General features: G+C 68.0%; 22 protein-coding genes and 1 pseudogene. 12 read left to right on the top strand and 11 right to left on the bottom strand.

What is annotated here, in order from left to right; translation table 11 throughout:
- The first annotated feature begins 22 nt into the window (after positions 1-22).
- Positions 23-970 (top strand): DMT family transporter, encoded by a 948-nt coding sequence (locus C1922_RS06600; RefSeq protein WP_108749035.1) that lies wholly within the window; start codon positions 23-25, stop codon positions 968-970.
- A gap of 81 nt (positions 971-1,051) precedes the next feature.
- On the opposite strand, the gene C1922_RS06595 is transcribed toward C1922_RS06600, so the two are convergent.
- The 5 genes from C1922_RS06595 to C1922_RS06575 all read right to left on the bottom strand — a co-directional run bounded on the left by C1922_RS06595 (position 1,052) and on the right by C1922_RS06575 (position 9,256).
- Positions 1,052-2,122 carry a sensor domain-containing diguanylate cyclase gene (locus C1922_RS06595; protein WP_108749034.1) on the bottom strand — a complete coding sequence of 357 codons (1,071 nt, stop codon included), beginning with the start codon at positions 2,120-2,122 and terminating at the stop codon, positions 1,052-1,054.
- Positions 2,123-2,208: 86 nt separating this feature from the next.
- Positions 2,209-2,931: a pseudouridine synthase gene (locus C1922_RS06590; protein WP_108749033.1), complete on the bottom strand. Its 723-nt coding sequence runs from the start codon at positions 2,929-2,931 to the stop codon at positions 2,209-2,211.
- A gap of 34 nt (positions 2,932-2,965) precedes the next feature.
- On the bottom strand, positions 2,966-4,630 hold the full coding sequence (locus C1922_RS06585; RefSeq protein WP_108749032.1) for a diguanylate cyclase: 1,665 nt from the start codon (positions 4,628-4,630) through the stop codon (positions 2,966-2,968).
- A 117-nt stretch (positions 4,631-4,747) separates the two neighbouring features.
- Positions 4,748-7,165, bottom strand: a complete 2,418-nt coding sequence (locus tag C1922_RS06580; RefSeq protein ID WP_108749031.1) for an EAL domain-containing protein — start codon at positions 7,163-7,165, stop codon at positions 4,748-4,750.
- A gap of 165 nt (positions 7,166-7,330) precedes the next feature.
- Complete coding sequence (locus C1922_RS06575; protein WP_108751505.1) at positions 7,331-9,256, bottom strand: DEAD/DEAH box helicase; 1,926 nt, start codon at positions 9,254-9,256, stop codon at positions 7,331-7,333.
- 258 nt (positions 9,257-9,514) lie between these two features.
- Between C1922_RS06575 and C1922_RS06570 the strand changes: the two genes are divergently transcribed.
- Positions 9,515-9,736, top strand: a complete 222-nt coding sequence (locus C1922_RS06570) for an RNA-binding S4 domain-containing protein (protein WP_108749030.1) — start codon at positions 9,515-9,517, stop codon at positions 9,734-9,736.
- Between the two features lie 20 nt (positions 9,737-9,756).
- On the opposite strand, the gene ubiM is transcribed toward C1922_RS06570, so the two are convergent.
- The 4 genes from ubiM to C1922_RS06550 form a co-directional block, all read right to left on the bottom strand.
- On the bottom strand, positions 9,757-10,935 hold the full coding sequence (gene ubiM, locus C1922_RS06565) for a 5-demethoxyubiquinol-8 5-hydroxylase UbiM (RefSeq protein WP_108749029.1): 1,179 nt from the start codon (positions 10,933-10,935) through the stop codon (positions 9,757-9,759).
- 116 nt (positions 10,936-11,051) lie between these two features.
- Positions 11,052-11,441, bottom strand: a complete 390-nt coding sequence (locus C1922_RS06560; RefSeq protein WP_108749028.1) for an MAPEG family protein — start codon at positions 11,439-11,441, stop codon at positions 11,052-11,054.
- 12 nt (positions 11,442-11,453) lie between these two features.
- Entirely contained in the window at positions 11,454-11,999 is a 546-nt protein-coding gene (locus C1922_RS06555) for a DUF4019 domain-containing protein (RefSeq protein WP_108749027.1), read from the bottom strand.
- A 58-nt stretch (positions 12,000-12,057) separates the two neighbouring features.
- Entirely contained in the window at positions 12,058-13,221 is a 1,164-nt protein-coding gene (locus C1922_RS06550; RefSeq protein WP_108749026.1) for a hypothetical protein, read from the bottom strand.
- Positions 13,222-13,680: 459 nt separating this feature from the next.
- Between C1922_RS06550 and C1922_RS06545 the strand changes: the two genes are divergently transcribed.
- The 3 genes from C1922_RS06545 to C1922_RS06535 all read left to right on the top strand — a co-directional run bounded on the left by C1922_RS06545 (position 13,681) and on the right by C1922_RS06535 (position 17,327).
- Complete coding sequence (locus tag C1922_RS06545) at positions 13,681-15,159, top strand: AlkA N-terminal domain-containing protein (RefSeq protein WP_108749025.1); 1,479 nt, start codon at positions 13,681-13,683, stop codon at positions 15,157-15,159.
- Entirely contained in the window at positions 15,156-15,647 is a 492-nt protein-coding gene (locus C1922_RS06540) for a methylated-DNA--[protein]-cysteine S-methyltransferase (protein WP_108749024.1), read from the top strand. Before C1922_RS06545 ends, C1922_RS06540 begins: the two co-directional genes overlap by 4 nt.
- Positions 15,648-16,082: 435 nt before the next feature.
- Complete coding sequence (locus tag C1922_RS06535) at positions 16,083-17,327, top strand: ectonucleotide pyrophosphatase/phosphodiesterase (protein WP_108749023.1); 1,245 nt, start codon at positions 16,083-16,085, stop codon at positions 17,325-17,327.
- Between the two features lie 87 nt (positions 17,328-17,414).
- On the opposite strand, the gene C1922_RS06530 is transcribed toward C1922_RS06535, so the two are convergent.
- Together C1922_RS06530 and C1922_RS06525 are read right to left on the bottom strand one after the other, a co-directional pair.
- A complete protein-coding gene (locus tag C1922_RS06530; protein ID WP_108749022.1) occupies positions 17,415-17,594 on the bottom strand; it encodes a 30S ribosomal protein THX in 180 nt (59 codons plus the stop codon).
- A gap of 110 nt (positions 17,595-17,704) precedes the next feature.
- Complete coding sequence (locus tag C1922_RS06525) at positions 17,705-18,118, bottom strand: MerC domain-containing protein (protein WP_108749021.1); 414 nt, start codon at positions 18,116-18,118, stop codon at positions 17,705-17,707.
- A gap of 134 nt (positions 18,119-18,252) precedes the next feature.
- Here C1922_RS06525 and C1922_RS06520 point away from each other — a divergent pair, with 134 nt between their 5' ends.
- The 7 genes and pseudogenes from C1922_RS06520 to C1922_RS06490 all read left to right on the top strand — a co-directional run bounded on the left by C1922_RS06520 (position 18,253) and on the right by C1922_RS06490 (position 25,950).
- Entirely contained in the window at positions 18,253-20,457 is a 2,205-nt protein-coding gene (locus C1922_RS06520; protein ID WP_108749020.1) for a TonB-dependent receptor, read from the top strand.
- A 202-nt stretch (positions 20,458-20,659) separates the two neighbouring features.
- On the top strand, positions 20,660-21,190 hold the full coding sequence (locus tag C1922_RS06515; protein WP_159091879.1) for a DUF4303 domain-containing protein: 531 nt from the start codon (positions 20,660-20,662) through the stop codon (positions 21,188-21,190).
- Positions 21,191-21,347: 157 nt separating this feature from the next.
- Positions 21,348-21,604: pseudogene (locus C1922_RS06510) on the top strand (transposase); the annotation flags it as partial.
- Between the two features lie 127 nt (positions 21,605-21,731).
- Positions 21,732-22,298, top strand: coding sequence for a TetR/AcrR family transcriptional regulator (locus tag C1922_RS06505; protein WP_108751504.1), 567 nt, complete (start codon positions 21,732-21,734; stop codon positions 22,296-22,298).
- On the top strand, positions 22,298-23,968 hold the full coding sequence (locus tag C1922_RS06500) for an MFS transporter (protein ID WP_108749018.1): 1,671 nt from the start codon (positions 22,298-22,300) through the stop codon (positions 23,966-23,968). Before C1922_RS06505 ends, C1922_RS06500 begins: the two co-directional genes overlap by 1 nt.
- An 11-nt stretch (positions 23,969-23,979) precedes the next feature.
- Entirely contained in the window at positions 23,980-25,140 is a 1,161-nt protein-coding gene (locus C1922_RS06495; RefSeq protein ID WP_108749017.1) for an HlyD family secretion protein, read from the top strand.
- Positions 25,141-25,275: 135 nt separating this feature from the next.
- Positions 25,276-25,950 carry a hypothetical protein gene (locus C1922_RS06490; RefSeq protein WP_159091877.1) on the top strand — a complete coding sequence of 225 codons (675 nt, stop codon included), beginning with the start codon at positions 25,276-25,278 and terminating at the stop codon, positions 25,948-25,950.
- Positions 25,951-25,974 lie beyond the last annotated feature (24 nt).

Below are 25,974 nucleotides of genomic sequence, written 5' to 3'. Positions count from 1 at the left end.
ATGCATGCCGCACAATACGCACATGACCACGCCCGATACCCGCAAAGCGCTCTGGCAGATCCACTTCTGTGTCCTGCTGTGGGGCATCACCGCCATCCTCGGCAAGCTGATCACCCTGCCGGCGCTGCCGCTGGTGTGGTGGCGCATGTTGCTGGTGGTGGCCATGCTGGCGCTGCTGCCGCGGGTCTGGCGTGGCCTGCGCACCCTGCCCCTGCGGCTGGCGGCCGGTTATGCCGGCATCGGTGCGCTGGTCGCCCTGCACTGGCTGACCTTCTATGGCGCGGTGAAGCTGGCCAACGCCTCGGTGGCGGCCACCTGCATCGCGCTGGCGCCGGTGTTCACCTCGATCATCGAGCCTTGGGTGGCCAAGCGGCCGTTCCAGCTGCGCGAGCTGGCCTTCGGCCTGGCCGTGCTGCCGGGGGTGGCGCTCGTGGTCGGCGGCGTGCCCGATGGCATGCGCCTGGGGGTGCTGGTGGGCGCACTGTCGGCGCTGCTGGTGGCCGTGTTCGGCTCACTCAACAAGCGCATGGTCAGCCATGCCGACCCGCTGACGGTGACCGCGCTGGAACTGGGCGCCGGCACCCTCACCCTGACCCTGCTGGCGCCGCTGATGCCGTACCTGCTGCCAGCCCTGGCCAGCCCGCTATGGGTGGTGCCGGACCTGCATGACGGCATCCGGCTGGTGGTCCTGGCCGGCGCCTGCACCCTGCTGCCGTTCGCGCTGGCGCTGGTGGCGCTGCGCCACCTGAGCGCCTATACGGTGCAGCTGGTGACCAACCTGGAGCCGGTCTACGCCGTGCTGCTGGCCGTGGTACTGCTGAACGAGCAGCAAGAAGTGACACCGTGGTTCTACCTGGGTGTGGCGATCATCGTCGGCGCGGTGTTCCTGCACCCGTTGCTGAACCGCCGCAAGCCGGTGCAGCACCCGGAAATACTGGGCACCGCCGAGGCCCGCAACATCGCCGAATAAGGCGGCGCCGGCGCGCGCACGGGCATTGATCGCCGTCGAGCATGGCTCGACGCTACAGAATCAGTCGAGCGTGGCTCGACTCTACAAGGCCAGCTCCACGCGGTTGCGGCCGCCGGCCTTGGCGCGGTACAGCGCGGCGTCGGCACGGGCCAGGGTCTGGTCGGTGTTTTCGCCCGGCTGGTACTGGGCCACGCCGATGCTGATGGTGACCGGGAACCCCAACGGCAGGTCCGCCACCGCCATGCGCAGGAACTCGCACTGCAGTTCAGCGGTACGCAGGTCCACATCGGGCATCAGGGCCACGAACTCTTCGCCGCCATAGCGCGCCGCCATGCCGCGCCCGCCGAAATGCGAGCGCAGCAGCACCCCCAGTTCGGCCAGCACCCGATCGCCGGTGGCGTGGCCCTGGAAATCGTTGATCTGCTTGAAATGGTCGATGTCCACCAGGGCCACGCAGGTCTGCCGCAGCTGCCCATCGGCGGTGGCCACCGCTTCGGCCAGGGCGACGGCCAGCGCGCGTCGGTTCGGCAGTCCCGTCAGTGCGTCGGTGCGGCTCTGTTCGGTCAGGTCGGCGTTCTGCGCCAGCAGCACCTCGTGGTACTCGGCCAGCAGGCGTTCGTAATCATCGCGCTCCAGCATGTGGTTCTGGATATCCAGCGCGAAGCGGCGCAGTTCCATCACCAGCATCACCTGGCGTGACAGCGCGGCCAGCGCCTCGGCCTTGTCCGGGGCCAGCTGCTGCGGGCGCGCATCGAACACGCACAGGGTGCCCAGCGGCAGGCCATCGCTGCTGACCAGCGGTGCGCCGGCATAGAAACGCACGTGCGGATCGCCGGTCACCACCGGGTTGTCGTGGAAGCGGATGTCCTGCCGTGCGTCCTCCACCACCATGATTTCCTGCGGCTGCAGGATGGCGTGCCCACACATCGATTCGCTGCGCAGGTTTTCCGCGGCATCAATGCCCTGGATGGATTTGAACCACTGCCGCTCGACATCGATCAGGGTGACCGCGGCCATGCTGGTACCGCACACCGCCTTGGCGATCACCACCAGATCATCGAAGGATTTTTCACGGTCCGAATCCAGAATGCGGTAGCGATACAACGCCTGCAGGCGCTCGGTTTCGTTGGCAGGCTTGTCGGGCTTGATCATGCAGCGTCATGTTCCGGCAGGTCGCCGCCGAGTCTAGCCGATGTTGGCGCCGGGGCATGCCCGGCGGCCATTCGCACCAGCGTGGCTTACCAGTCCTGCTGCTGCGGCAGCAGCCCGTGCAGCTCTTGGTCGGTCAGGTTGCGCCATTGGCCCGGTTTCAGCGCGCCGATCTTGACGTTGTCGATGCGCACGCGGCGCAGCTGGGTCACGCGGAAGCCGAACTCCGCCGCCATCAGGCGGATCTGCCGGTTCAGGCCCTGCTGCAGAGTGATGCGGAAACCGAACTTGGCAATCCGCGAAGTACGGCACGGCAGCGTCATCTGGTTGTGGATGCGCACGCCGCGCGCCATGCCGCGCAGGAATTCGTCGGTGACCGGCTTGTTCACCGCCACCAGGTACTCCTTCTGGTGGCCGTTCTCGGCACGCAGGATCTGGTTGACGATGTCGCCATTGCTGGTCATCAGGATCAGGCCTTCCGACTCCTTGTCCAGGCGGCCGATCGGGAAGATGCGCTGCTCGTGGCCGACGAACTCCACGATGTTGCCCTTCACCGAGGTTTCGGTGGTGCAGGTCACCCCGACCGGCTTGTTCAGCACGATGTAGACGTGGCGGCGCGCGCCCGGCTTGCGCGCGGTGCGGGCGCGCAGCGGCTGGCCGTCCACCAGCACGGTGTCGTCCTCGCCGACCACCGCGCCGGTGCCGGCCGGGTGGCCGTTCACGGTCACGCGCCGTTCGGCAATCAGACGGTCGGCCTCGCGGCGGGAGCAGAAGCCGGTTTCGGCAATATGTTTGTTGAGTCGGGTGGTCATGCGCCCATTATCCGGCATTGCCACCCTCCCCGCCTCATGCAACGGCAACGGAATCTGCGGTTTCGCCGTCGAAGACCCGGTTGCGGCCGCCGCGCTTGGCCACGTACATGGCATGGTCGGCACGCCGCAGCAGGGCTGCCAGATCGTCCTGGCCCGGCCGCCACTGCGCCAGGCCGATGCTGGCGGTCACCTGCAGGCCGGGCACCTGCAGGCTCTGGCAGGCTTCGGTGATGCGCTGGCGCAACACGTCCAGGCGCCGCCGCGCATCCTCGCGCGACACCCCCGGCAGCACCACCAGGAACTCCTCGCCGCCCATCCGCGCAACCTCGTCCTGGCCGCGCACGCTGGCGCGCAGGGCGCGGGCCACCGCCACCAGCACCTGGTCGCCGACCTCATGCCCGTGGCGATCATTGATGTCCTTGAACAGGTCCACGTCGAGGAAACCGATGACCAGCCCACCGTCGTCGCGCGCACCGCGCTGCAGGTGTTCGCCCAGCTGCTGCAGGCCGGCGCGGCGGTTGGGCAGGCCGGTCAGCGAATCGGTCTCGGCCAGCTGGCGCATCTCGTCGCGCTGCTGGCGCAGGCGGCCCAGGCGCAGGTTCAGGGCGTAGGCGGCCATCATCAGCAGCCAGGTCACCGCCAGCTGCAGCGCTTCCACGCGGTATTCCAGCAACCAGCCCGCACTGACGGCGTCGGCGGCGATCAGCACCAGCATCGGGGTCAGTGCGGCCAGCCCGGCCTGCGACCACACATCACCACGCAGCCGCGCCCACAGGCCCACGGCCAGCGACAGCGCGCAGCCCAGGATGAAGCTGACCTGCAGGCCCACCGCCACCACCTGCAGACCGTCGCGGCCGAGCCACGGCACCAGCGCGGCCACCGCCAGCAGGCCCCACAGCACGATCTGCTGTGGCAGGCGCGAGCGCGGTAACTGCCGATCACCACCGTTCAGGCGCCACAGTGCGGGCAAGGCCATCGCCTGGGTGGCCGCAGTCAGCGCGATCAACCACCACGCGGCGCGCTCGCCCACCGGCAGCCAGGGTTCGGGGTAGCCGGACAGGCCGCCCAGCACCGCCTGCCACAGCACCAGGATCAGCGTGGCGCCGATGTAGAACAGGAAGCTGCGGTCGCGGGTGGTCAGGTAGCCCATCAGGGCCGACAGCGCCAGCGCGATGGCCACCGCGATGCAGGCCGCACGCACCAGCAGGCGGGCGGTGTCGTTCTGCTGCACCGGGCTGGGCGCGCCCAGGCGCAGGGTCGGCACCCAGCGCGCCTTCAGCGGGGTCTGCCAGGAAACGAAGAAGGGTTCATGGCTGCCGGCGCGGGGCACGGCCACCATGCCGATGCCGGCGCGGAAGCGCGAATCGCGGGTGCGCGCATCGTCCATGTTGCCGCAGATCTCGCGCTCGCCGTGCTGCAGCCGGACTTCGCCGGCGAAGACATTGAATACATCCAGCGCCTGCGGTTCGCCCGACCAGCCGCCCGGCGGGGCATCCACCCGCACCTCCTGGCGCGGCCCAGCCAGCATCTGCGGCGTGCAGGCACGGTGCGGGGTGGGCACATCGGTAGCGGCGCCCACCAGCAGATAGTCGCGCCCGGCCTCGGCCGCGCGCGCATGGCCCAGCCAGGGCAATGCCAGGCAGGCCAGCAGCACCACCAGCACTGCCCCTACTTCAAACCGCACGTGCCTGCCGACCACGCTCTGTCCCACTGCTGCTTACGTCCGCGCCCAGTGCACGTCGCCCCTGCGGCCATTATCGCAGCCCGCGGCGGCGCCGGTGTGTAGACCAAAGGCGGGGCCGCGCAGCGCGCCGGATCAGTGGTCCGCTCCGGGCTGGCCGACCAGGCGCAGCGGGCGCTGATCGGCCAGGGTCAGCCGTTCCAGCGGCTGCGGGCGCTCGATGGCGAACCCCTGCAGACCCTGCACGCCCAGTGCCGCCAGCGCGTTGGCCACTTCCTCGGTCTCCACCCATTCGGCCACCACTTCCATCTGCAGTTCGCGGCCCAGTTCGCTGATCGCGCGCACCGTGGCATGGCTGACCGGATCGCTGCCCATGTCGCGCACGAAGGCCCCGTCGATCTTCAGGATGTCGGCCGGCAATTGCCGTAGGTACCCGAACGAGGACAGTCCCGAGCCGAAGTCATCCAGCGCCATGCGGCAGCCGCGCGCCTTCACCGCATCGATGAACGCCCGCGCCTGGGTCAGGTTGCTGATCGCCGCTGTTTCGGTGATCTCGAAGCACAGCTTGGCCGCCAGCGCGCGGTTGCGTTCCAGCAGGTCGCAGACGAAGGCCAGAAACCCCGGCTCGGCGATCGACTGCGCCGATACGTTCACGTTGCACAGGCCGAGCTGGCGCACGTGCGCCGGGCAGACCTGCAGGTGGCGGAACAGCAGGCCCAGCACATGCCGGTCCAGCGCCACGGCCATGCCGTAGCGTTCCACCGCCGGCATGAACTGGCCCGGCAGGTGCAGGGCGCCGGCCGCATCGCGCATGCGCACCAGCACCTCGTAATGCAGGTAGCCCGGATCGCCCACCTTGGCGATGCGCTGGGCGTAGAGCAGCATGCGGTTCTCGGCCATGGCCCGGCTGACCCGCTGCAGGCGCTCGGCCTCCTGCCGCCGCTCCTCCAGCGCCAGGCGGTCTTCGTTGAAACAGTGGATGCGGTTGCGCCCGGCCTGCTTGGCCGCATAGCAGGCGCTGTCGGCCGCGCTCATCAGCCAATTCACGTCCTGCGCGTCGGCGGTCACTTCCACCACGCCGATGCTGCAGCTCAACTGCGGGCTGCCCTCGCTGATCGGGAACGTGGCCTGGCCCAGGTTGCGCAGCAGCCGCTGCAGCACACGCTTGGCCTCGTCCTGGCTGGCGCGGGCCAGGAACACCGCGAACTCATCTGCGCCCAGACGGCCGACCCAGTCGCCGTCGCGCACCGCGCCGATCAGATACTCGGCGAAGCCACGCAGCATCTGGTCACCGGCAGCGTGGCCGAAGCTGTCGTTGACCAGCTTGAAGTGGTCCAGGTTGATGTAGCACAGCGAATGCACGCCACCTTCCGAGCGCACCTGCAGCAGGGCGTTCTCCAGCAGCCGCTCGATCTCGCGGCGATTGATCAGGCCGGTCAGCGGATCATGGCTGGCGTGGTGCTCGATCTCGCGGGCCAGAGCGTGGTGCTGGCTGACGTCTTCGATGATCGCAAACACCGACAGGCCGCGGCCGGGGGTACGCACGCCGGTGCCACTCCAGCGGCCCCACACCAGGCTGCCGTCACGCCGGCGGAAGCGCAGCTCGCCCGGCCGCAGCTGCCGCTCCCAGTCGATCTGTCCCTGCTCGTCCAGCACCAGCTCGCCTTCCATCAACAGCTCGGCGAGGGTGGTCTGCAGCAGCTGGTCGCGGCGGTAGTCCAGGATATCGGCGATGGCCTGGTTGGCCTCGATGACCCGGCCCTGCGCGTCCAGCTTCAGCATGCCCACGTTGGCCTGGTAGAACGCGGCGCGGAAGCGGCTTTCATGTTCGCCCATGTCCTTGCCCACGCGCCGGGCCAGGGCAATGGCCATCAGGGTGATGCCCAGCACCGACACGCCGCCGACCACCAGGGTGGCGATGCGTACCGCCCGCGACATGTCCAGCAGGGCCTGGGAAAACGCCTTTGCCTGCGCCTGCAGGGTCTGGTCGATGTCGCGCAGGCGCTGCAGGTAGGCATCGCGCGCCTGCACCGACAAGGGGCCTTCATGGTGGCGCTGGCGCAGTTCGCTGATCAGCGCCTGCATGGCCAGCACGCCTGCGTCCGTCTGCCGCCACAGGGTGGTGGCATCACGGAACGCGCCGAAATCGCGAGCATGGCGGAACGAAAACACCAACCGTGCCACATCGCCCTTGGCGTTGCCGCCGCGCAGAAAGCCGGCGCGGGCGCTCGTCTCGTCCGGCTCGGGCTGTTCCAGCGCCAGGCGCGCGTGCAGATCGCCCAGCGGCAGCTGCAGCGCGCGCTCGGCATCATTCAGATCGATCAACTGGCCGCGCACCAGGTATCGGCTCAGCGCCGAGGTGGCCTCCTGCTGGCCGCGTGACCAGTGCCCCTGGCCGGCAATCCAGGCGGTGGACGCCGCCTGCAGCTCCTGGATGACCGCCGACAGCCCGACCAGGCCGATCGCCATGCCGGTCAGCAATGCAAACCGCAGCCCCAACCCCCGGGTCATCGGCACCCTTCGGTCCTGCTGCTCGCTACCCCTCCTACCCATCCTGGATCCCCCCGGACGCGATTACGGTGGCAACCTCCTGCGGAACCCGTTCAGCCTAGAACCGAGGATGTGTGGACGGTGCGAAGCCTACGAAAAAGGGCGGCGGCCGCCCGGGCCATCCGCAGATGAATGCCCGATCGACCACCGCCCCTTCAGGCGTGGTGCTTAGAAGCTGCGCGGACCGCGCGGCTTGAAGCCATCACGGCGCGGCGGGCGACCTTCACGGTCACCGCCGGGGCCACCCGGGCCACCGCGGCGCGGGCCACCCGGACCGCCCGGACCACGCTTGTCGAAGCGCGGCTTGAACGGACGCGGAGCCGGGTTGATCTCTTCACCGGCCGCCAGCGGACGCATCTGCAGCTGCTGGCCCGACACCCATACCTTCTGCAGGTGGCTGAGCACGTCCTGCGGCATCTGCGCCGGCAGGTCCAGCAGCGAGAAATCGTCGTGGATGTCGATACGACCGATGTAACGGCTTTCCAGGCCCGCTTCGTTGGCGATGGCGCCGACGATGTTGGCCGGCTTCACGCCGTGCTGGTGGCCCACCGAAATGCGGTAGGTCTCCATGCCCTGGTCCGGTGCGCCACGCGGCGGCACTTCACGGCGCGGGCGCTGTTCGAAACCACCCTCGCCCTCTTCGCGGCGCGGGCCACGTTCGAAGCGCGGGCCACGCTCGTTGCGGTCGAAGCGGTCACCGCGTTCCGGGCGGTCGCCACGGTCGAAACGCTCGCGCGGCGCGCGTTCTTCGCGCGGCGCGCGCACCGGCGGCTGCAGCAGGAACGGGGTATCGCCCTGCAGCATCTTGGCCAGTGCGGCAGCCACTTCGATGGCCGGCACGTTCTGCTCGCTCTCGAAACGCTCCAGCAGCTGGCGGTAGAAATCCAGACCGCCGGCACCGAGGGTTTCGCTGATGCGCGAGGTGAACTTGTTGATGCGGGTATCGTTGACCGCTTCCACGCTCGGCAGCTGCATTTCTTCGATCGGCTGGCGGGTGGCGCGCTCGATCTGGCGCAGCATGCCCTTCTCGCGCGGGGTGGCGAACAGGATCGCCTCGCCGCTGCGGCCGGCACGGCCGGTACGGCCGATGCGGTGCACGTAGCTTTCGGTGTCGTACGGGATGTCGTAGTTCAGCACGTGGCTGATGCGTTCCACGTCCAGGCCACGGGCCGCCACGTCGGTGGCCACCAGGATGTCCAGCTTGCCTTCCTTCAGCATGGCGATGGTGCGCTCACGCTGGGCCTGCTGCATGTCACCGTTGATGGCGGCAGCGGCCAGGCCACGGGCCTGCAGCTTGCTGGCCAGTTCTTCGGTGCCGGCCTTGGTGCGCGCGAAGATGATCATCGCGTCGAACGGCTCGACTTCCAGGATGCGGGTCAGCGCATCCAGCTTGTGCATGCCGCTCACCCACCAGTAACGCTGGCGGATGTTGGCCGAGGTGGTGGTCTTGGCCGCGATGGTCACTTCCACCGGGTCCTGCAGGTAGGTCTGCGCGATGCGGCGGATCTGCGGCGGCATGGTGGCCGAGAACAGCGCCACCTGGCGCTGCTCCGGCAGCTTCTTCAGCACCGCTTCGACGTCATCGATGAAGCCCATTCGCAGCATTTCATCGGCTTCGTCCAGCACCAGGGTCTTCAGCTCGGACAGGTCCAGCGTGCTGCGGTCTAGGTGGTCGATCACGCGGCCGGGGGTACCGACCACGATGTGCACGCCGCGGCGCAGGGCCGACAGCTGCTGGCCGTAGGGCTGGCCGCCGTACACCGGCAGCACGCGGAAACCTGGGATCTTCGAGGAATACGACTGGAACGCCTCGGCCACCTGGATGGCCAGCTCGCGGGTCGGCGCCAGGATCAGGGCCTGCGGCTTGGTCTGCTGCAGATCGATGTTGGACAGCACCGGCAGCGCGAAGGCCGCGGTCTTGCCGGTACCGGTCTGGGCCTGGCCCAGCACGTCGCGGCCTTCCAGCATGGCCGGAATGGTGGCGGCCTGGATCGGCGAGGGGGTTTCATAGCCGATGGCGCTGACCGCCTGCATGACAGGCTCGGACAGGCCAAGCTGCGAGAACTGCAGCGGCGCTTGGGAATCTTGGGACATGGAAAACTCCAAAGGCACGGCCATCTGCATGGCAGTGCGATAAAAAAGGGATGGTCCGCGCTTTGGGCGCCCTTCTTATCGCGTGCCCTGGCGCTGCTCGTTCGGAGGGAGATTCACTCGCTCAGAGCGGAATGATACCGCACCGTGCCTGAACGGCGCGTACAGGAAACCGTTCGCATCCATGGCCGCCCACACTGGCGCACAATACGCGACCCGCGCGGCCGCCCCCGGCCCGCCCCCACCAGGAAACCGCGTTCCATGCAGATTCTCGAATTCGACCTCGACGGCGAGTACGTCGAACTGAAGCAGTTGCTGAAGCTGGCCGACCTGGTCACCAGCGGCGGCGAGGCCAAGATGGTGATCGGTGACGGCCAGGTGCTGGTGGACGGCCAGATCGAGCTGCGCAAGGCCTGCAAGATCCGCGCGGGCCAGGTGGTGGAATTCAACGACAGCCAGATCCGCGTGCTGGCGGCCGGCTGACCCGGCCGGGCAAGGCACGGTCAGGCCACGCGCTGGGTCAGGTGCGAGGCGATCACCTTGCGGAACGGTGCCACGCCCTGCGCCAGCCGCAGACCGGCCGCGCGCAGCAGGCGCGCCGGCGCACGATCATCGGTATACAGGCTGGCGATGGCGTTGGTGGCCTCATACAGCGGCCGCGAGGCCAGCCGGTGCCCGCGCTCGTAGCGGGCCAGCATGCCGTCGGCGCCGATGTCCGCCCCGCGTCGCTGCTGTTCCAGAATGCCCTGCGCCAGGCGCTGCGCGCTGGCCAGGCCCAGGTTGAACCCGTGGGCCGTGACCGGGTGCATGCCCACCGCGGCATCACCGATCAGCGCACAGCGGCTGCCGACGAAACGGTGCGCGTAGACCCCCACCAATGGATAGGCCTGCGGCGTGGCCACCGGCTGCATCTGCCCCAGACGGTGCTCGAAGAACGTGGTGATGGCCTGGCCGAACGCCACCTCGTCCATCGCCAGCAGCTGCTCGATCTGCCGCGGCGGCAGAGTGACCACCGCGGAGGCCTGCCCTTCGTTGAGCGGCAGCAGGGCCAGGGTGCGGCCGTAGCCGAACCATTCCCAGGCCGTGTGGCGATGGTCGCGCTCGACCTGCATGCGGCACACCAGCATCGACTTGCCGAAGTCGCGCATCTGCGCGCCGATGCCCAGCAGGCGGCGGGTCGCCGAAAAACGGCTGTCGGCGGCCACCAGCAGGCGCGCACGCAGTTGGCTGCCGTCATCCAGGGTAACCACGTGGCCCTGCGCATCGGCACGCAGCGACTGCAGCCTGCGCGCGTCGAACAGGTGCAGTCCCGCCTGGTCCTGCACGCCCTGCCAGGCTGCCCGCCGGATCAGGTGATTGGGCACCAGCCAGCCCAACGGCTGATCGGCCGTGCGTTCGCTGGCGAAGGTAAGCGCGAACGGCGAGCCGCCGTTGAGCACCTTGGCATCGCGCAGTTCGGCAATTTCGCTGGCCGGCAGCTGTTGCCACAGGCCCAGCTGTTCCAGCGTCTGGCGCGAGGCATGGGTGAGTGCGATCTCGCGGCCGTCGAAGGCGGCCGCCGCCAGTGCCTGGCGCGGCTGCGCTTCCACCAGCCCCACCTGCAGGCCGCTGCCGGCCAGCGCGCGCGCAAAGCACAGGCCGGCCGGCCCGGCCCCCACCACCACCACGTCCATTCCACGCATGCCTGTCTCCTGACCCTTGTCCGTTCGCTACCAGCTTAGCGCTGGGCGCGTTAAGCACCTTGATCTGGATCAGCGCAGCAGCCGGCCCCTCCCCTCTACCGGCCTTACAGCACGGACTACAGCAGGGCCAGCACCAGCGACAGCACCGCCACGATCGACACCACCCAGACCAGGCTGCGCACATACGGCACACCGCTGGCGTACAGCGGCAGGTACACCACGCGGGCCCAGAAGTAGACCTGCGCGGCCAGCACCGTGTGCTCGCTGCTGCGCCCGGACAGCACCACCGCAATGGCGGCGGCGGCGAAGAACGGGAAGGTTTCGAAGAAATTGGCCTGGGCCCGCGCCAGCCGTGCCGCCAGCGCACCCAGCGGCGCGTTCTGGCCGTCGCGGGCCGAGGCATTCCACTTCAGGCCGCGCTCGCGGGTGGCCGCACCGGTGGCGGCAAAGATATGCACGAAGCCGAGCAGCATGGCCCAGGCCAGCATCGTCAGTTCGGTCGCCATGTTCGATCTCCGTCAGGGAGCGGAAGCGCGCAGGCTGTAGCCGGCCAGGCGCCAGGTCTGGTCTTCGTCGAAACGGAACGACACCAGTTCGCGCACCGGCTGGGCGCTGCTGGCAAAGCGGGTGGGGAAGCTGACGTTGATGTACAGCCCTTCCGGCACGGCCGCGCCGGGGCCGTACTTCACCCGGGTCACGCTGGGCTGGCCACGCCCGGCCAGGGCGCCCAGCCGGGTGCGGTCGGCCGCGAGCTGGCTGACGAAAGCAGCCTTGGGAACGGCGCGGCGCGCCACGGCCGAAGCACCGTCCCACAGCTCACCGGCGCGGTTGCCATCGACCAGCTGCGCGGCCTTCAGCGCCGCGGCGGTCATTTCTGCGTCCTGCTTCTGCACCTGGGCCTGCTGGGCCGGGGTCAACGTCGGCGCGGCCGCGGTGGCGGGCTTGGCAGCAGCGGGCGTGGCCGGTCCCGGGCGCGCCGGCGCCGGTGCGGGCGTGGCCGGCGCAGGTGCCTGCGCCAGTGCAGCCAGGGGCAACAGGGACAGCAACAGGAACGCGCGCTTCATGGCCACCGCCGGTTCAATGAATGGAACCGCAGTCTACGCCAGCACGGTGATCGGCTCGTCAGCGCGCCGTAGTGCTGGCTTCCACTGCGGCGGCCTCGGCCTCGGCGGGTGCGCCGCCGCTGCCTGCGGCCGGCGGCTGCTCGGCCACCGGCGGCTCGGGCGGCGCCGGCGGCAGGGTGGCCACGTCGATCTCGGACAACGGACTTTCTTCCGGGCACACCGGATCGGGGAAGCCGAAGCGTTCCTTCAGCGCCTGCCCGCAGCTGTTGATCGATTCCATGTCCACGCCCTCGCGCTTGCACTGCTGGTCGAAGGCGACCAGGAAGGCATCCTTGCGCTGCACGAAATCATCGCCGCAGGTGCGCATCTGCTTGATCCGCTCCAGATCGTCCTGCACCGCGTTGGTGCCATCCAGGCCGAACTGTCGCAGCTCCTCGGGCGTGAGCAGGCGCAGGCTGCGGTTGGGCACGGTCATCATCAGATCGGCCACGCCCACGGCAACGCCGTTGCGCTGCAGGTAATCCTTCACGTTGTCATAGACCTCGTGCAGTTCGCGGTTCAGTTCGGCGCGCGAGGTGGCCTTGGAACTGATGCGCATCATGCGATGGATGCCGACCTTGCCCGACAGCAGGCGGTTGTCGCCCGCGGCAAGCACGAACACACAGGCGCTGTGGCAGATCGATCCTTCGCGCACCCAGATCGTCCAGCCCGATTCACCGATGCTGTCGCCGGCCACGATGGCCGATTCCACCTGGCCGCCGCTGGAATCCAGATCGAGGATTCGCTTGTGGATCTTCAGCGCGTCGGCCACCACGGCCAAGCGCCAGACCAGTTCAGCGAAACCGGGATTGATCTTGCCGGTGTAGCGCACGCGCAGCAGCCCGCGCTCGGCGCACGGCGCCAGCGCCTGCTGGATCTGATCGCGCCCCAGCCCTTCCAGCGCCACGCCATCGCCACCCTCACCGGCGTAGTCGGTGCTGCAGCTGATCCAGGCGTTGCCGTTTTCCAGCTGCGCCGCCGCCCACGGCCGGTCCGCCCGACTGCGCGGCGGTGCCGGCGGCGGCGGCGCATCGGCGGCATTGATCGACACCATGTTCTCGCCATCGCTGGCCGGCGCCCGCGTCGCCTTGTCGGCCGCGGTCACGTTGCCTGGATTTTCCAGTTGCTTGCAGCCGGCAAGGGCCAGGCACAACAGGGGCAACCAGCGGAATCGGAAAGACATCGGGCAACCGGTATTCGAGGGAAGCGAGAGCCACAGTCTACCCGCCAACGCCGCGCATTCAGCGGGTGCCACTGAACCCGTGGTGACCCTGGGGAACGCCTCCACGCATGGCGTGGGTCTACTGACTGGCGGTCAGATCCGGGGTCAGAGCCCGTTGCTGCGCAACGGGATCCGACCCCGTGCCGTCCCTACAGATCGCAGGAATCTGTCAAAGGCGGGGTGGGTCCGGTTGCGGGGGTGTCCGCGGCATGGATGCCGCGGCCAAGCCTCCATGGACGGATTTACGGCGTCCCCCGCAACCGGACCCACCCCGCCATCCCCCGGATAGCCCGCTTTTGAAGTTGACGTTGACGTTGACGTTGATTCAGCGGGTGCAGGGCGCAGCCCTGCCGTACCCCCTTCAGCATCCATGTCCGAAAATGGCGAGTATCCACCCGCACCGCAGCCTAGACTGGCGCCATGGACAGCTCCCCCGCCCTCGACACCGCTGCCTGCGACCGCGCCCGCCTGGCCCGCGATGCGCGCTTCGACGGCGTGTTTTTCACCGCCGTGCGCAGCACCGGCATCTACTGCCGCCCGGTGTGTCCGGCGCCACCGCCGAAGCCGCACAACATCAGCTACTACCGCACGGCCGCCGCGGCCGCTGCCGCCGGCTATCGGCCCTGCCTGCGCTGCCGCCCCGAACTGGCGCCGCAGGCACAGCAGGCCCTGGCCGGGCAGATCGTGCAGCGCGCCCTGGCCCTGATCCACAACGGCTTCCTGCAGGAACAGTCCATGGCCGAACTGGGCCACCGCCTGGGCCTGAGCGCACGGCAGCTGCAACGCCTGTTCGTCGAACATCTGGGCGCCACGCCCGCGCAGATCCACGCCACCCATCGCCTGCTGCTGGCCAAGCAATTGCTGACCGAAACCGCGCTGCCGGTGACCGACGTCGCCCTGGCCGCTGGCTACAACAGCCTGCGCCGCTTCAACACCGCGTTCCTGCAGGGCTGCGGCATGCCGCCCACTGCGCTGCGCCGCCAGCATGCCCCGCTGGTCGGCGCCGACGATGGCCTGGTACTGCGTCTGGGCTACCGGCCGCCGCTGGATTTCCCGCGCATGCTGGCCTTCCTGCGCAAGCGCAGCCTGCCCGGCATCGAACTGATCGACGAGGACAGCTACCAGCGCGTGCTGGGCACGCCCGAACGCCCCACCCTGCTGCGGGTAACCGCCGATCCAAAGCGCCCCGAACTGCGCCTGCAGATGGGCGCGGTCGATCCCCGCCTGATCCCCGACATCGTGCGCCGCGTGCGCCGGGTGTTCGATCTGGACGCCGACCTGCAGCAGGTGCATGCCGCGCTGATCGAAGAACCCCTGCTGGCCCGTGGCATCGCAGAACGCCCCGGACTGCGCGTGCCCGGCGGCTGGGACGGCTTCGAGGTGGCGGTACGGGCGGTGCTGGGCCAGCAGGTCAGCGTGGCCGCTGCAACCACCTTCGCGCGCCGCCTGGTCGATGCCTGGGGCGCCCACCTGCCGGGCATGCCGCCGGCATTCGACCGCCAGTTCCCGCTGCCACAGGTGCTGGCCGACGCGCCGCTGGAATCGATCGGACTGCCACGCACGCGCGCAGCCACGGTGCGTGCGCTGGCGGCGGCCTGCGCCAGCGGTGCGCTGGATTTCGGTCCCGGCCAGGCCCTGGACGAATTCGTTGCACGCTGCGTCGCCCTGCCCGGCATCGGCCCATGGACGGCGCAATACATCGCCCTGCGCGGGCTGGGCCAACCCGATGCGTTCCCCGCCGGCGACCTGGTGCTGCAGCAGGTGCTGGGCCATGCGCAGGGCCAGCGGCTGAGCGAACGCGCCACCGAGGCCCGCTCGCAGGCGTGGCGACCGTGGCGCGCCTATGCCGTGCTGCACCTGTGGCACCTGTCCGGCACTTTCGTTGGAGAACCGACATGACCCTGTTGTTCGATCGTTTCGACAGCCCGATCGGCGAGCTGACCATCGCCGGTGACGAGCATGGCCTGGCCCATGTGCTGTTTCCGGAAAACCGGCACCCGGCACGCGGGCGCGGCGACTGGCAGTACGCGCCGGGTGCGCTGCCGCAGGCCCGCGAACAGTTGCTGCAATACCTGCACGGCGAACGCAGCCGCTTCGATCTGCTGCTGGCGCCGCGTGGCACGCCGTTCCAGCTGCGCGTGTGGCAGGCGCTGGCGGTCATCCCGTTCGGCCAGACCTGGAGCTACCTGCAGCTGGCCCAGCACCTGGGCCAGCCCACTGCCACCCGCGCAGTGGGCGCGGCCAACGGCCGTAATCCATTGCCGATCGTGCTGCCCTGCCACCGCGTGATCGGCAGCAATGGCACGCTGACCGGCTTCGGCGGCGGCCTGGAAACCAAGGCGGCCCTGCTGCGGCTGGAGCAGCGGCAGGCACCGTTGTTTGTGTAAGGGTTGGGGTTTGCCGGCAGGGCTGCGCCCTGCACCCTTGTAGAGTCGAGCCGTGCTCGACTGAAGCAACGTCAAAAGCGGGCATTCCGTGGGTTGGCGGGGCGGTGTGGGTGGGTAGGCGCCATCCATGGCGCCTGCGGTCCTGCCCACCCACACCGCCCCACCTTCGACAGGTTCCCGCGGCTGTTGGTAGGTGTCGACCTTGGTCGACACGCTGGATCGGCTGACGGAATGTGTCTGGAGAGGAGCCCCCTTCTTGTTCAAGGGGGCGCGCCGAAGGCGCGGGGATAAGGAAGAATGCGCGGACACGGCGCGCTTTCCAGCGCCGTGTAGGGGGCGCGCCGAAGGCGCGGGGATAAGGAAAAATGCGTGGACACGGCGCGCGGCAGCACGCCGTGTCTTGGGCACGTCATTGCCGCCGCTTATCATGTGGCGATGACTTCCGTACGCCTGACCTGTTCGCTGGCGCTGCTGCTGCCACTGGCCGCCTGCACGACCACGCCCTCTTCGTCCGCGCCGGGTGCGCGCGCCGACGCGCCGCCACCGAAGCTGCTGCTGATTTCCATCGACGGTCTGCGCGCCGATGCGCTGGATCGCGGGTTGACGCCGAACCTGCAGCGCATCATCGACGGCGGCGTACGCGCACGCTGGATGACCCCCTCGTACCCGTCGCTGACCTTCCCCAACCACTACACCCTGGTGACCGGCCTGCGCCCGGACCACCACGGCATCGTCAACAACAGCATGGAAGACCGCGCGCTGGGGCGCTTCAGCCTGGGCGACCGCGAGGCGGTAACCAACAGCCACTGGTGGGGCGGCGAACCGATCTGGGTCGGCGCGGAAAAAGTGGGCGTGCGCACTGCCACGACCTCCTGGCCCGGCAGTGAAGCCGAGATCGACGGCACCCGGCCCAGCCGCTGGCAGGTGTACGACAGTAAAGAGCCGCTGCAGCAACGCGCGCAGACCGTGCTGGACTGGTTGGCTCAGACCGATGCCGATGCGCCGCGGCTGACCACGCTGTACATGGAAAACGTGGACAAGGCTGGGCACAACCATGGCCCGGATTCACAGCAGTATGCCGATGCGATCGTGCTGGCCGACCAGGTGATCGGCCAGGTACTTGATGGCCTGGATGCACAGGGGCTGGCCGCGTCGACCAACGTGGTGGTGGTCTCTGACCACGGCATGGCGTCGGTACCGGAAGGCCAGGTGATCGCCACCGAGTCGATGGTCGATCCGTCGTTGGCGCGCAACGTCAGCCAGGGCCAGTCGGTGGGCTTCGAGCCGGTGGCCGGCCGCGAAACGCAGGCCGAGAAGGCGCTGCTGGGCCGCCACGCGCATTACGAATGCTGGAAGAAGGAGGCGCTGCCGCCACGCTGGCAGTACGGCAGCCACCCGCGCGTTCCGGCCATCGTCTGCCAGATGGATGAAGGCTGGGATGCGCTGCGCGCCGAGCGCATCGCCAAGCGCGACCACCAGGACCGTGGCTCGCATGGCTACGACAATGCCCTGCCGTCAATGCGTGCGGTGTTCGTGGCGCGCGGACCGTCGTTCCAGCAGGGGCTGCTGATCGATGGGTTCGACAACGTGGATGTGTACCCGTTGCTGGCGCATCTGCTGCAGGTACCGGCGGCGCCGAACGATGGCAATGCCGAGACGTTGAAGAAAGCGCTGCGCTGACCGCGCAGCCTCCGCCGGCCAGCAACACCGGCCCAAAAAAAACGCGGCGCCAGGCGCCGCGTTTTTTTCAAGCAACCGCCGGCCGGATCAGGCCTTGGCAGCTGCCTTCTTCGCCACAGCCTTCTTGGCCGGAGCCTTGGCCACGGTCTTCTTGGCAACCGGGGCGGCGGCGCCTACAGCGACCTTGCTCGCGGTGTGCGAACGGGCGTTGCCGTAGCTGGCGTTGTAGCGCTTGCCCTTGGCGGTCTTGCGGTCACCCTTACCCATGTCTTCAACTCCTCAAGTGTGAAATCTGGTTACCCCGTACTGACACGGGTTCGGCGGGGCCGCCTTGCTGGGCGCCCCCGCGCACGATCAGAAAGCCTATCACGACGCGCCTAGTGCGCGCAGCTGGCGTCGTGGACGTGGCCGTGGTTCAGGCGCAGGTTCACCAGGTGGGCCACGCCCACCAGCAGGCCGCCGACCGTCATCACCACCGCATGCGGCACTGCATTGTGGTGCAGCGGGTCGTACAGCACGCCCGCCCACAGTGCCACCAGGCCGGGAATCAGGAAGCCCAGCGCGCGCAGCGCGCCATGCCGGCGGTAGCCCATGACCAGGCTGAACAGCCCCAGCAGCGTCACGAACACCACCAGCGCCATCTCCACCCCGTCGCTCAGCCAGAACGACAGGCCCAGCGAAGGCGCGATCGCAAGCAGCACCGGAATGACCGCGCAGTGCACGGCGCACAGCATCGAACCGGTGGCACCGAAGCGATCGAGCAGGCGGCGGAACGAGGAGGACAGGGACATGACTTCCAGCAGGGTCGGCGAATCGTTATGGAATAATATAACATTCACTCCTGCCCCGCACGGTTTCCCTCCCCCTGTCAGTCGACGGGATACGTGCGCCACCCGATTGATACAAAGTAACAAAGGACTTGCCGATGTCTGCCCATTCCCCGCGGTTGAAGCCGCATTCCCTTGCCTTGGCGCTCGCGGCGCTGCTGCCCACGGCCGCATTCGCCGCTGGCGACGACGCTGGCCAACGTGACCGCCACCTGACCGAGCTGTCGTCGGTGCAGGTCACCGCCTCGCCGCTGCAGGGCGATGCCGAATCACTGGCGCGCCCGGTGGACGTGCTGACCGGCGAACGCCTGGACGAACAGAAGGCTGGCACCCTGGGCGACACCGTGGCCAAGCTGCCCGGCGTGCAGAGCACGTTCTTCGGCCCCGGCGTCGGCCGCCCGATCATCCGCGGCCAGGAAGGCCCGCGCGTGGCCGTGCTGTCCAACGGCATGGGCAACATGGATGCCTCCACCGTCAGCGCCGACCATGCCACCAGCATCGAACCGTTCCTGGCCGACCAGATCGAAGTGCTGAAGGGCCCGGCCACCCTGCTGTTCGGCAGCGGCGCGATCGGCGGCGCGGTGAACGTGGTCGATGGCCGCATTGCCCGTGACCTGCCGGACCGCCCGCTGAGCGGCCGCGCCGAACTGCGCGGCAACTCGGTCAATGACGAACGCAGCGGCATGTTCCGCCTGGACGGTGTGAGCGGCAACGTGGTGCTGCATGTCGACGGCCTGGTGCGCAACGGCGATGACTACCGCATTCCCGGCTATGCGGTGATCGACAGCCTGGAAGACCACCATGACGACCACGACCATGACCACGCCGGCGAAGAAGGCGAAGAGCCGCGCCGCGGCCGCCTGGACAACAGTTCCATCCGCACCCGTGCCGGTGGTGTGGGCGCGACCTGGCTGGGTGAAGGCGGTTACTTTGGCGTGTCTGCCAGCACCTACCGCACGAACTACGGCATTCCCAACGGTGCCCACGTGCATGCCGAAGGCGATGACCACGACCATGATCACGACCACGACCATGGCGACGAGGAAGAAGGTGACGAGCACGACGTGCGCATCGACATGGTGCAGAACCGCTTTGAAACCAAGGCGGGCATCTACAACCCGGTGTCGTTCCTGAAGAACGTCAACGCGCGCGTGGCCTACACCGATTACGAGCACGTGGAGCTGGAAGCCGGTACGCCGTCCACCCGTTTCACCAACCGTGGCATTGAAACCCGCCTGGAAGCCGTGCAGCAGCAGATCGGCGGCTGGGACGGCGCCTTCGGCCTGCAGTTCGGCAACAGCGATTTCGGCGCCCGCGGCGAAGAGGCCTTCGTGCCGGACACCAACACGAAGAACGTTGGCTTGTTCGTGCTGCAGGAAAAGCAGTTCGGCCCGTTCAAGCTGGAACTCGGCGGCCGCCACGACCAGGTGAAGCTGGACCCCACCGGTGACTACCGCCGCCGCTCGTTCGATGCCACCAACCTGTCCGCGGCCGGCATCTGGAAGCTCAACGATGCGGTGGACCTGCGCATCGGCGTGGACAGCTCCGAGCGTGCACCGACCAATGAAGAGCTGTACGCGGCCGGCGCACACATCGCCACGCGTTCATTGGAAATCGGCGATGCCAACCTGAAGACCGAGCGCGGCCAGCGCGTGGAGCTGGGCATCCACACCCACAGCGAGCGCCTGGACTTCTCTGCCGCGATCTACCAGACCAAATTCAAGGACTTCATCTACCTGGCCGACACCGGCGTGACCGAAAGCCTGCCGGTGCGTGCCTGGACCCAGCAGGACGCGGTATTCAAGGGCGCCGAAGCCGAAGCACTGGTGCACCTGTTCGAAGGCGGCGCCGGCGATTGGGACCTGCGCGTGTTCGGGGATTACGTGCAGGCCAAGCTGGACGGCAGCGGCAGCCGCAACCTGGCGCTGGCGGTGCCGCACGGCGACCACAACCACAACTACACCGTGGAACTGGCCAACACCGGTTACCTGCCGCGCATCGCCCCGGCACGCGTCGGCGCGGATCTGCGCTGGGCCAAGGATGGTTGGCGCGCGTCGGTGGGCGCGGTGCGCTACAGCCGGCAGAAGGACGTGGCGCAGAACGAGGAACCGAGCGACGGCTACACCCTGGTCGATGCGCACTTCGCCTACCGCTGGGACCGCAACGACAGCAACAGCTACGAGGTGTTCCTGGACGGCAACAACCTGACCAACCGCGAAGTGCGTCCGCACACGTCGCTGCTGCGGGATTATTCGCCGCTGCCGGGCCGCGGTGTCGCCTTCGGCATCCGCGCGTACTTCTGATCGCGCCATGAGGAGTCGGATCCCTTTCCGCAGGAAAGGGCTCTGACCCCAGCCAACCATTTCCTGGCGACGTTCACCGCCGTTCTCTCCCGGGGGCCTCATGGCCCCCGTTTTTTATGTCGTGCAGACTGTGCGCAGCCAAGCTGCTCCCCTGCGAACCACACACATGCACGTTCTACCTCCGCGCCTCCCAACCCAAGACATGCTCCGCGATGCACTGATCTCAGCGGTCAGGATCGCCGTCGCCGAGTTGAAGAAGACGAATGAGCACCTCTACTACGTTGTACTCATGACCACAGGCGAAGCATTGGCTCCCGTACTTTGCGCTTGGTCGTCCGAGGCACTCCAACGCGCTGCCGATGCTTCGTTGTCGCCTGAAATACCCAGCGACTTGAAGTGGAGCTGCATGGACGCTCCCTACTTCGATATCGGCAGGGAGGCCTTTGAGCCTGTCCGTGCGCTTTTTGCTGCTCGTCCGGCCATGAACCCGTTCATGCCTGAAGCAGATTGGGCGGAGGAATACGCAATCCGGCTTGGCGCGATGGAGGAGGCTCTGCGTGTGTTGGACGCTGAAGGCTTCTTTGGAACCGACCCCGCCCGAGAAACGGTGTTGATCAATGTCGAAGTGATCCCGCCCGACTACAGCAACACACTGCGTGCGCGTCGTCTGAACCCAAGGGCGGCGCTGGCCCGATGGCGGTCGGAAGCGGCCGATCCAGCGGATTCGCAATAGGAACGCTTTCGCGATCGATCATCCACGCATGGCGTGGATCTTATCTCTTGCCGATCTGGCACTTTAGGTGCCGAGAGCCCGGCGTGGGCGACCGTGTGGATCCAGGTCTTGCGACCGTGAAGTAGCTTGGGTCCCCACCCCGGATTCTTCCTGAATCGTGGCGCCGATGAACCGCGAAAGTGGGACGTGGCACGGCCAGCGGCGCATAAGTGGTGGGCGCGCGGTGGTGCGTGAAGCTCTCTACATGGCGGCCCTTACAGCCATCCGGTACGAACCACGGCTGCGCGATTTTTACGCTGGCCTGAAGGCCAAAGGCAAAGTGAGCAAGGTCGCCTTGGTGGCGGTCATGCGCAAAATGCTTGTGATCCTCAATGCCCGCAAGCGGACGCCGAGTTGGCCCTCGGCAGCCCCTGACAAAACAGTTGCTACTGCTCATCATCTTCTTCACACCGCATTTACAAAGATGTGCGTACAGCAACAAACGGACATTCCCGTCACTCACCGTCTCGCCAACCGGACACATGTGTCCGATAATGAAGCCATGACCGCACAACGCGCTGATGCTGCCGCCCGCCGGGCTCTGATCCTCGATGCCGCCGACCATGTGTTCGGCCAACACGGCGTCACCGCGCCGCTGGACCTGGTGGTCGAGCGCGCCCAGGTGGGCCGCGCCACCCTGTACCGCAATTTTCCCGACCGCACCGCCCTGATCCAGGCCCTGCTGCAGCGCACGGTGGACCGCATCCGTCGTCAGGTGGAACAGCTGGGCGACCGCGACGATGCGCTGTTCGAAGTCTTCGAGGGCATGGCCCAACGCATCATCGATTCGCCGGCGCTGGCCGACTACTGGCGCGCGGTGGATTCAGACGTCGCCGCCATGCGCATCGCCCGCGAGACCGTGCGCGACCTGCTGGAAGCACCGATCGCGCGTGCCAAGGCCGCCGGCCTGTGCCGCCCGGATCTGGAGAAGACGGATATTTCACTGATCTCGGGCATGCTGGGCGCAGCCCTGCGCGGCAAGACCCGCGAAGAGCGCGCGCAGCTTGCCGGGCGCGCCCTGCAGCTGCTGCGTGGGGGCCTTCAGGGAACAGCCAGCGGAGACCGCTGATGGTGCAGCCGTATCTCAAACCGATTCCGGATTGGGAGGAGCACGAAAAGCCGACCATGCCGGGCTCGGCCTCGATGCCCTGGCACCCGCCGCAGCGGCGGGCGGCCTACGCGCTGGTGTCGCTGCTGGTGGCGATCACCGGTGGCCTGGGCAATGCGCTGGTGACCGCCAACCTGCCGTTCCTGCAGGGGCAGCTTGCCATTACCCCCACCCAGGGCAGTTGGCTGGTCGCCGCCTACGCCATGGTGAACGTGACCGCCAACCTGCTGGCCTTCAAGTTCCGCCAGCAGTACGGCATCCGCCTGTTCGCCGAAATCGGGCTGGGCCTGTATGCGGCGCTGGCGGTGCTGCACCTGTTCGTGGGCAGCTTTGAAACCACCCTGCTGACCCGCGCGGCCAGCGGTTTTGCCGGCGCCGCCTGTTCCACCCTGGGCACGCTGTACATGCTGCAGGCATTGCCCCGGCGCTTCACCGGCAACCTGCTGGTGATCGGCGTAGGGCTGTCACAGCTGGCGGTGCCCATCGCCTGGATCGTCTCGCCAACGCTGGTCGATACCGGCCAGTGGCACCAGTTGTATTCCTTCGAAGCCGGCCTGGCGCTGTGCGCGTTCGCCGCGGTGGTGCTGCTGAAGCTCCCGCCCGGCGTGCAGATCAAGGCCTTCGAGCCGCTGGATTTCCTCACGTTCGCGCTGCTGGCGCCGGCCGTGGCGCTGCTGGTGGTGGTGCTGGCCCAAGGCTACACGCGCTGGTGGCTGGACACTGCGTGGCTGGGCTGGGCGCTGGTGGCGTCGATCGCGCTGACCACCACCGCACTGGTCATCGAGCACTATCGCCGCAACCCGCTGCTGCAGATCCGCTGGCTGTCCACATTGCCGGTGCTGCACTTCATCGTCGGCGCGTTCCTGATCCGCTTCCTCACCACCGAACAGTCCTACGGTGTGGTGAGCCTGATGCGGACGCTGGGCATGGGCCCTGACCAGATGCGGCCGCTGTTCGGCGTGATCCTGGCAGGGGTGATCACCGGCATCGCCGGGGCCTCGCTGACCTTCGGGCCGAAGCGTCTCATTCCGCAGCTTCTGATGGCCATCCTGCTGCTGGGCACGGCCGCGGTGCTGGACCAGCACCGCACCAGTCTGGACCGCCCGCACGATTTCTACATCAGCCAGTTCCTGGCCTCGGTAGGCGCAGGCATGTTCATGGGCCCGCTGATCATGCTCGGCATTTCCGCTGCGCTGAAGCAGGGCGTGGACCACATGATCACCTTCCTGGTCACCCTGTCGATCACCCAGACACTGGGCGGGCTGGCTGGTTCGGCGGTGCTGGGCACCTTCCAGCTGCACCGCGAACAACTGTATTCCAGCGCGTTGACCAGCCAGCTCGATCCTGCCGATCCGGTGGTGGCGCAGCGCCTGCGCATCCAGCAGCAGGTGTATGCGGCGCAGATCACCGACCCGGTGCTGCGCAGCGCGCAGGGCAGCGCACAGCTGGCGCAGACCACCCGCCGCGAAGCCAATGTGCGCGCCTTCAACGATGTGTTCACCCTGAGTGGCTGGCTGGCCATCGGCTTCCTGGCCTGGCTGCTGCTGTTGTCGCTGCGCACCGCCGTGCTGAAGCAATGGCGAAAGCGCCACCCCGTTACCCCCGCTGCGGCTGCCGCAGCACCCCGCTGAGTACCCCTGCCATGTCTCCCGTGCCGCCACGTTCCGACGAACCTGACACCACCGACAACGTGAGCCCGCCGCCCCCCACTGATGCCGCGCCGGCGGCGGCGCCGGCTGCGGCCGCCGCGCCCAAGTACCTGCGGCCCAGTGCACGCAGCGTGGTGGTGATGATCGTGGTGGCGCTGCTGGGCATCGCCCTGATCCTGCGCGCCTGGCACCTGTGGCCGTTCACCAGTACCGTGATGGTGACCGACAACGCCTATGTGCGCGGGCAGATCACGGTCATGGCACCGCAGGTGAACGGCTATGTGACCGAGGTGCTGGTGAAGGATTTCCAGCACGTGAAGCAGGGCGAGCCGCTGCTGCGCATCGACGACCGCATCTATGCACAGCGGGTGGCGCAGGCCGAGGCAACGCTGGACAGTGCGCGCGCCGCGCTGGCCAATTCGGACCAGTCGCAGGCGCAGAACCGTGCGCAGATCGGATCGGCGCGCGCCACCCTGGCGGCCGGGCAATCGGAACTGCAACGCTCGCGCAATGAGCTGAAGCGCTACGAGGAACTGGCGGCGCAGCAGCTGGTCTCGATCAACGACCGTGACAAGTTCCGCACCACCCAGGCCTCGGCGCAGGCCAGCGTGCAGCAGTCGCAGGCGCAGATCCGCATTGCCGAGGAAACGCTGGTCTCCACCCAGGTCGCGCGCAAGGGCCTGGAAGCACAGGTGGAAAGCGCGCAGGCGCAGCTGGAACTGGCGCGCATCGACCTGGCCAACACGGTCATCCATGCCCCGCGCGATGGCCAGATCAGCGAGGCGAGCGTGCGCGTGGGCCAGTACGTGGCCGCCGGTTCGCAGCTGCTGTTCCTGGTGCCGGATGCATTGTGGGTAGTGGCCAACTACAAGGAAGGCCAGACCTGGCAGATGCGCATCGGTCAACCGGTCACGTTCACTGTGGATGCCTTCCAGGGCCAGGTGCTGCACGGCCATGTGGAGCAGATTGCGCCGGCCACTGGCTCGGAATTCAGCGTGCTGCGCCCGGACAACGCCAGCGGCAACTTCACCAAGGTGGTGCAGCGCTTGCCGATCCGGATTTCGATCGACGCCGGGCAACCGCTGGCGGCACGGCTGCGGCCTGGCATGTCGGTGATCGCGCGGGTGGATACCGCGACCAAGCCGATGGACTGATGCGCGGGCCCGGTAGCGTCGACTGCCGTCCTGCCCCACCGTGCCGCCTCGCCGAAGGCGGCAAGCCTGTGGCTCCACTTTTTTTGTAGCGTCGAGCTGTGCTCGACTGTCTTACCCCGGGAAAAGGCAACAGACATGAAGTTCACCACATTGGCCAGACGAGTGGCCAAAGGCACTGCACCGCTGGCATACGGCGGCGACATTGAAGTTGAGGACCTGATCGCCTATGCCCTGCAGCATGGGGCGGAAGGCGCCGAGGAAATCGAACGGCTGCGGGTGTTGCACGGCTGGCTGGATGATGGCCTGCTGGCCGACGGCACGCGGGTCGTGCCGTTCGGTGGCTGGGCCAGGGCGTGCACCGCCTGGGGGCGCCACGGCGTGGAGGGCCTGCGCCCGATGCTGGATGACCCGAAACTGGCGACGTTCGCACTGGGCATGCTGGCCGATGTCAGCGGGCCTGCGGCCGTGGCCATCCTGCTCGACGTCGCCGAGCGCGCCGACTGGTCGCGTGCGAGCGCCCCCACCGACCTGCCGTGCCAGTCGCTGTACTGCCTCAATACGGCGCTTTCGGCAGACGCCGGCGTGGAGATCACTCCGGATATCCAGGCAGCGGTGCTGCGCATCGCCCGGCGCATCTGGGACCACCCGAATCCCAATCCGCACTTCCTGGCCCAGGCGCTGTTCTTCGTGCGCCGGGCCGATCCGGCGCAGGCCCTTGCCTGGGTCGAGGCACTGGCGGTGGAAGACCCGGTGCTGGTCGATGCCAAGCGCAAGGTTGTCAAGCACCTCAGGGCCAGGCTGCCACGTTGAGGGCTGCCGGCCAGCGGCCGGCAC

It is taken from the genome of Stenotrophomonas sp. ZAC14D2_NAIMI4_7 (assembly GCF_003086675.1).
In the GTDB taxonomy this organism is placed as follows: Bacteria; Pseudomonadota; Gammaproteobacteria; order Xanthomonadales; family Xanthomonadaceae; genus Stenotrophomonas.
This window is presented reverse-complemented; position numbering and strand designations above follow the sequence as displayed.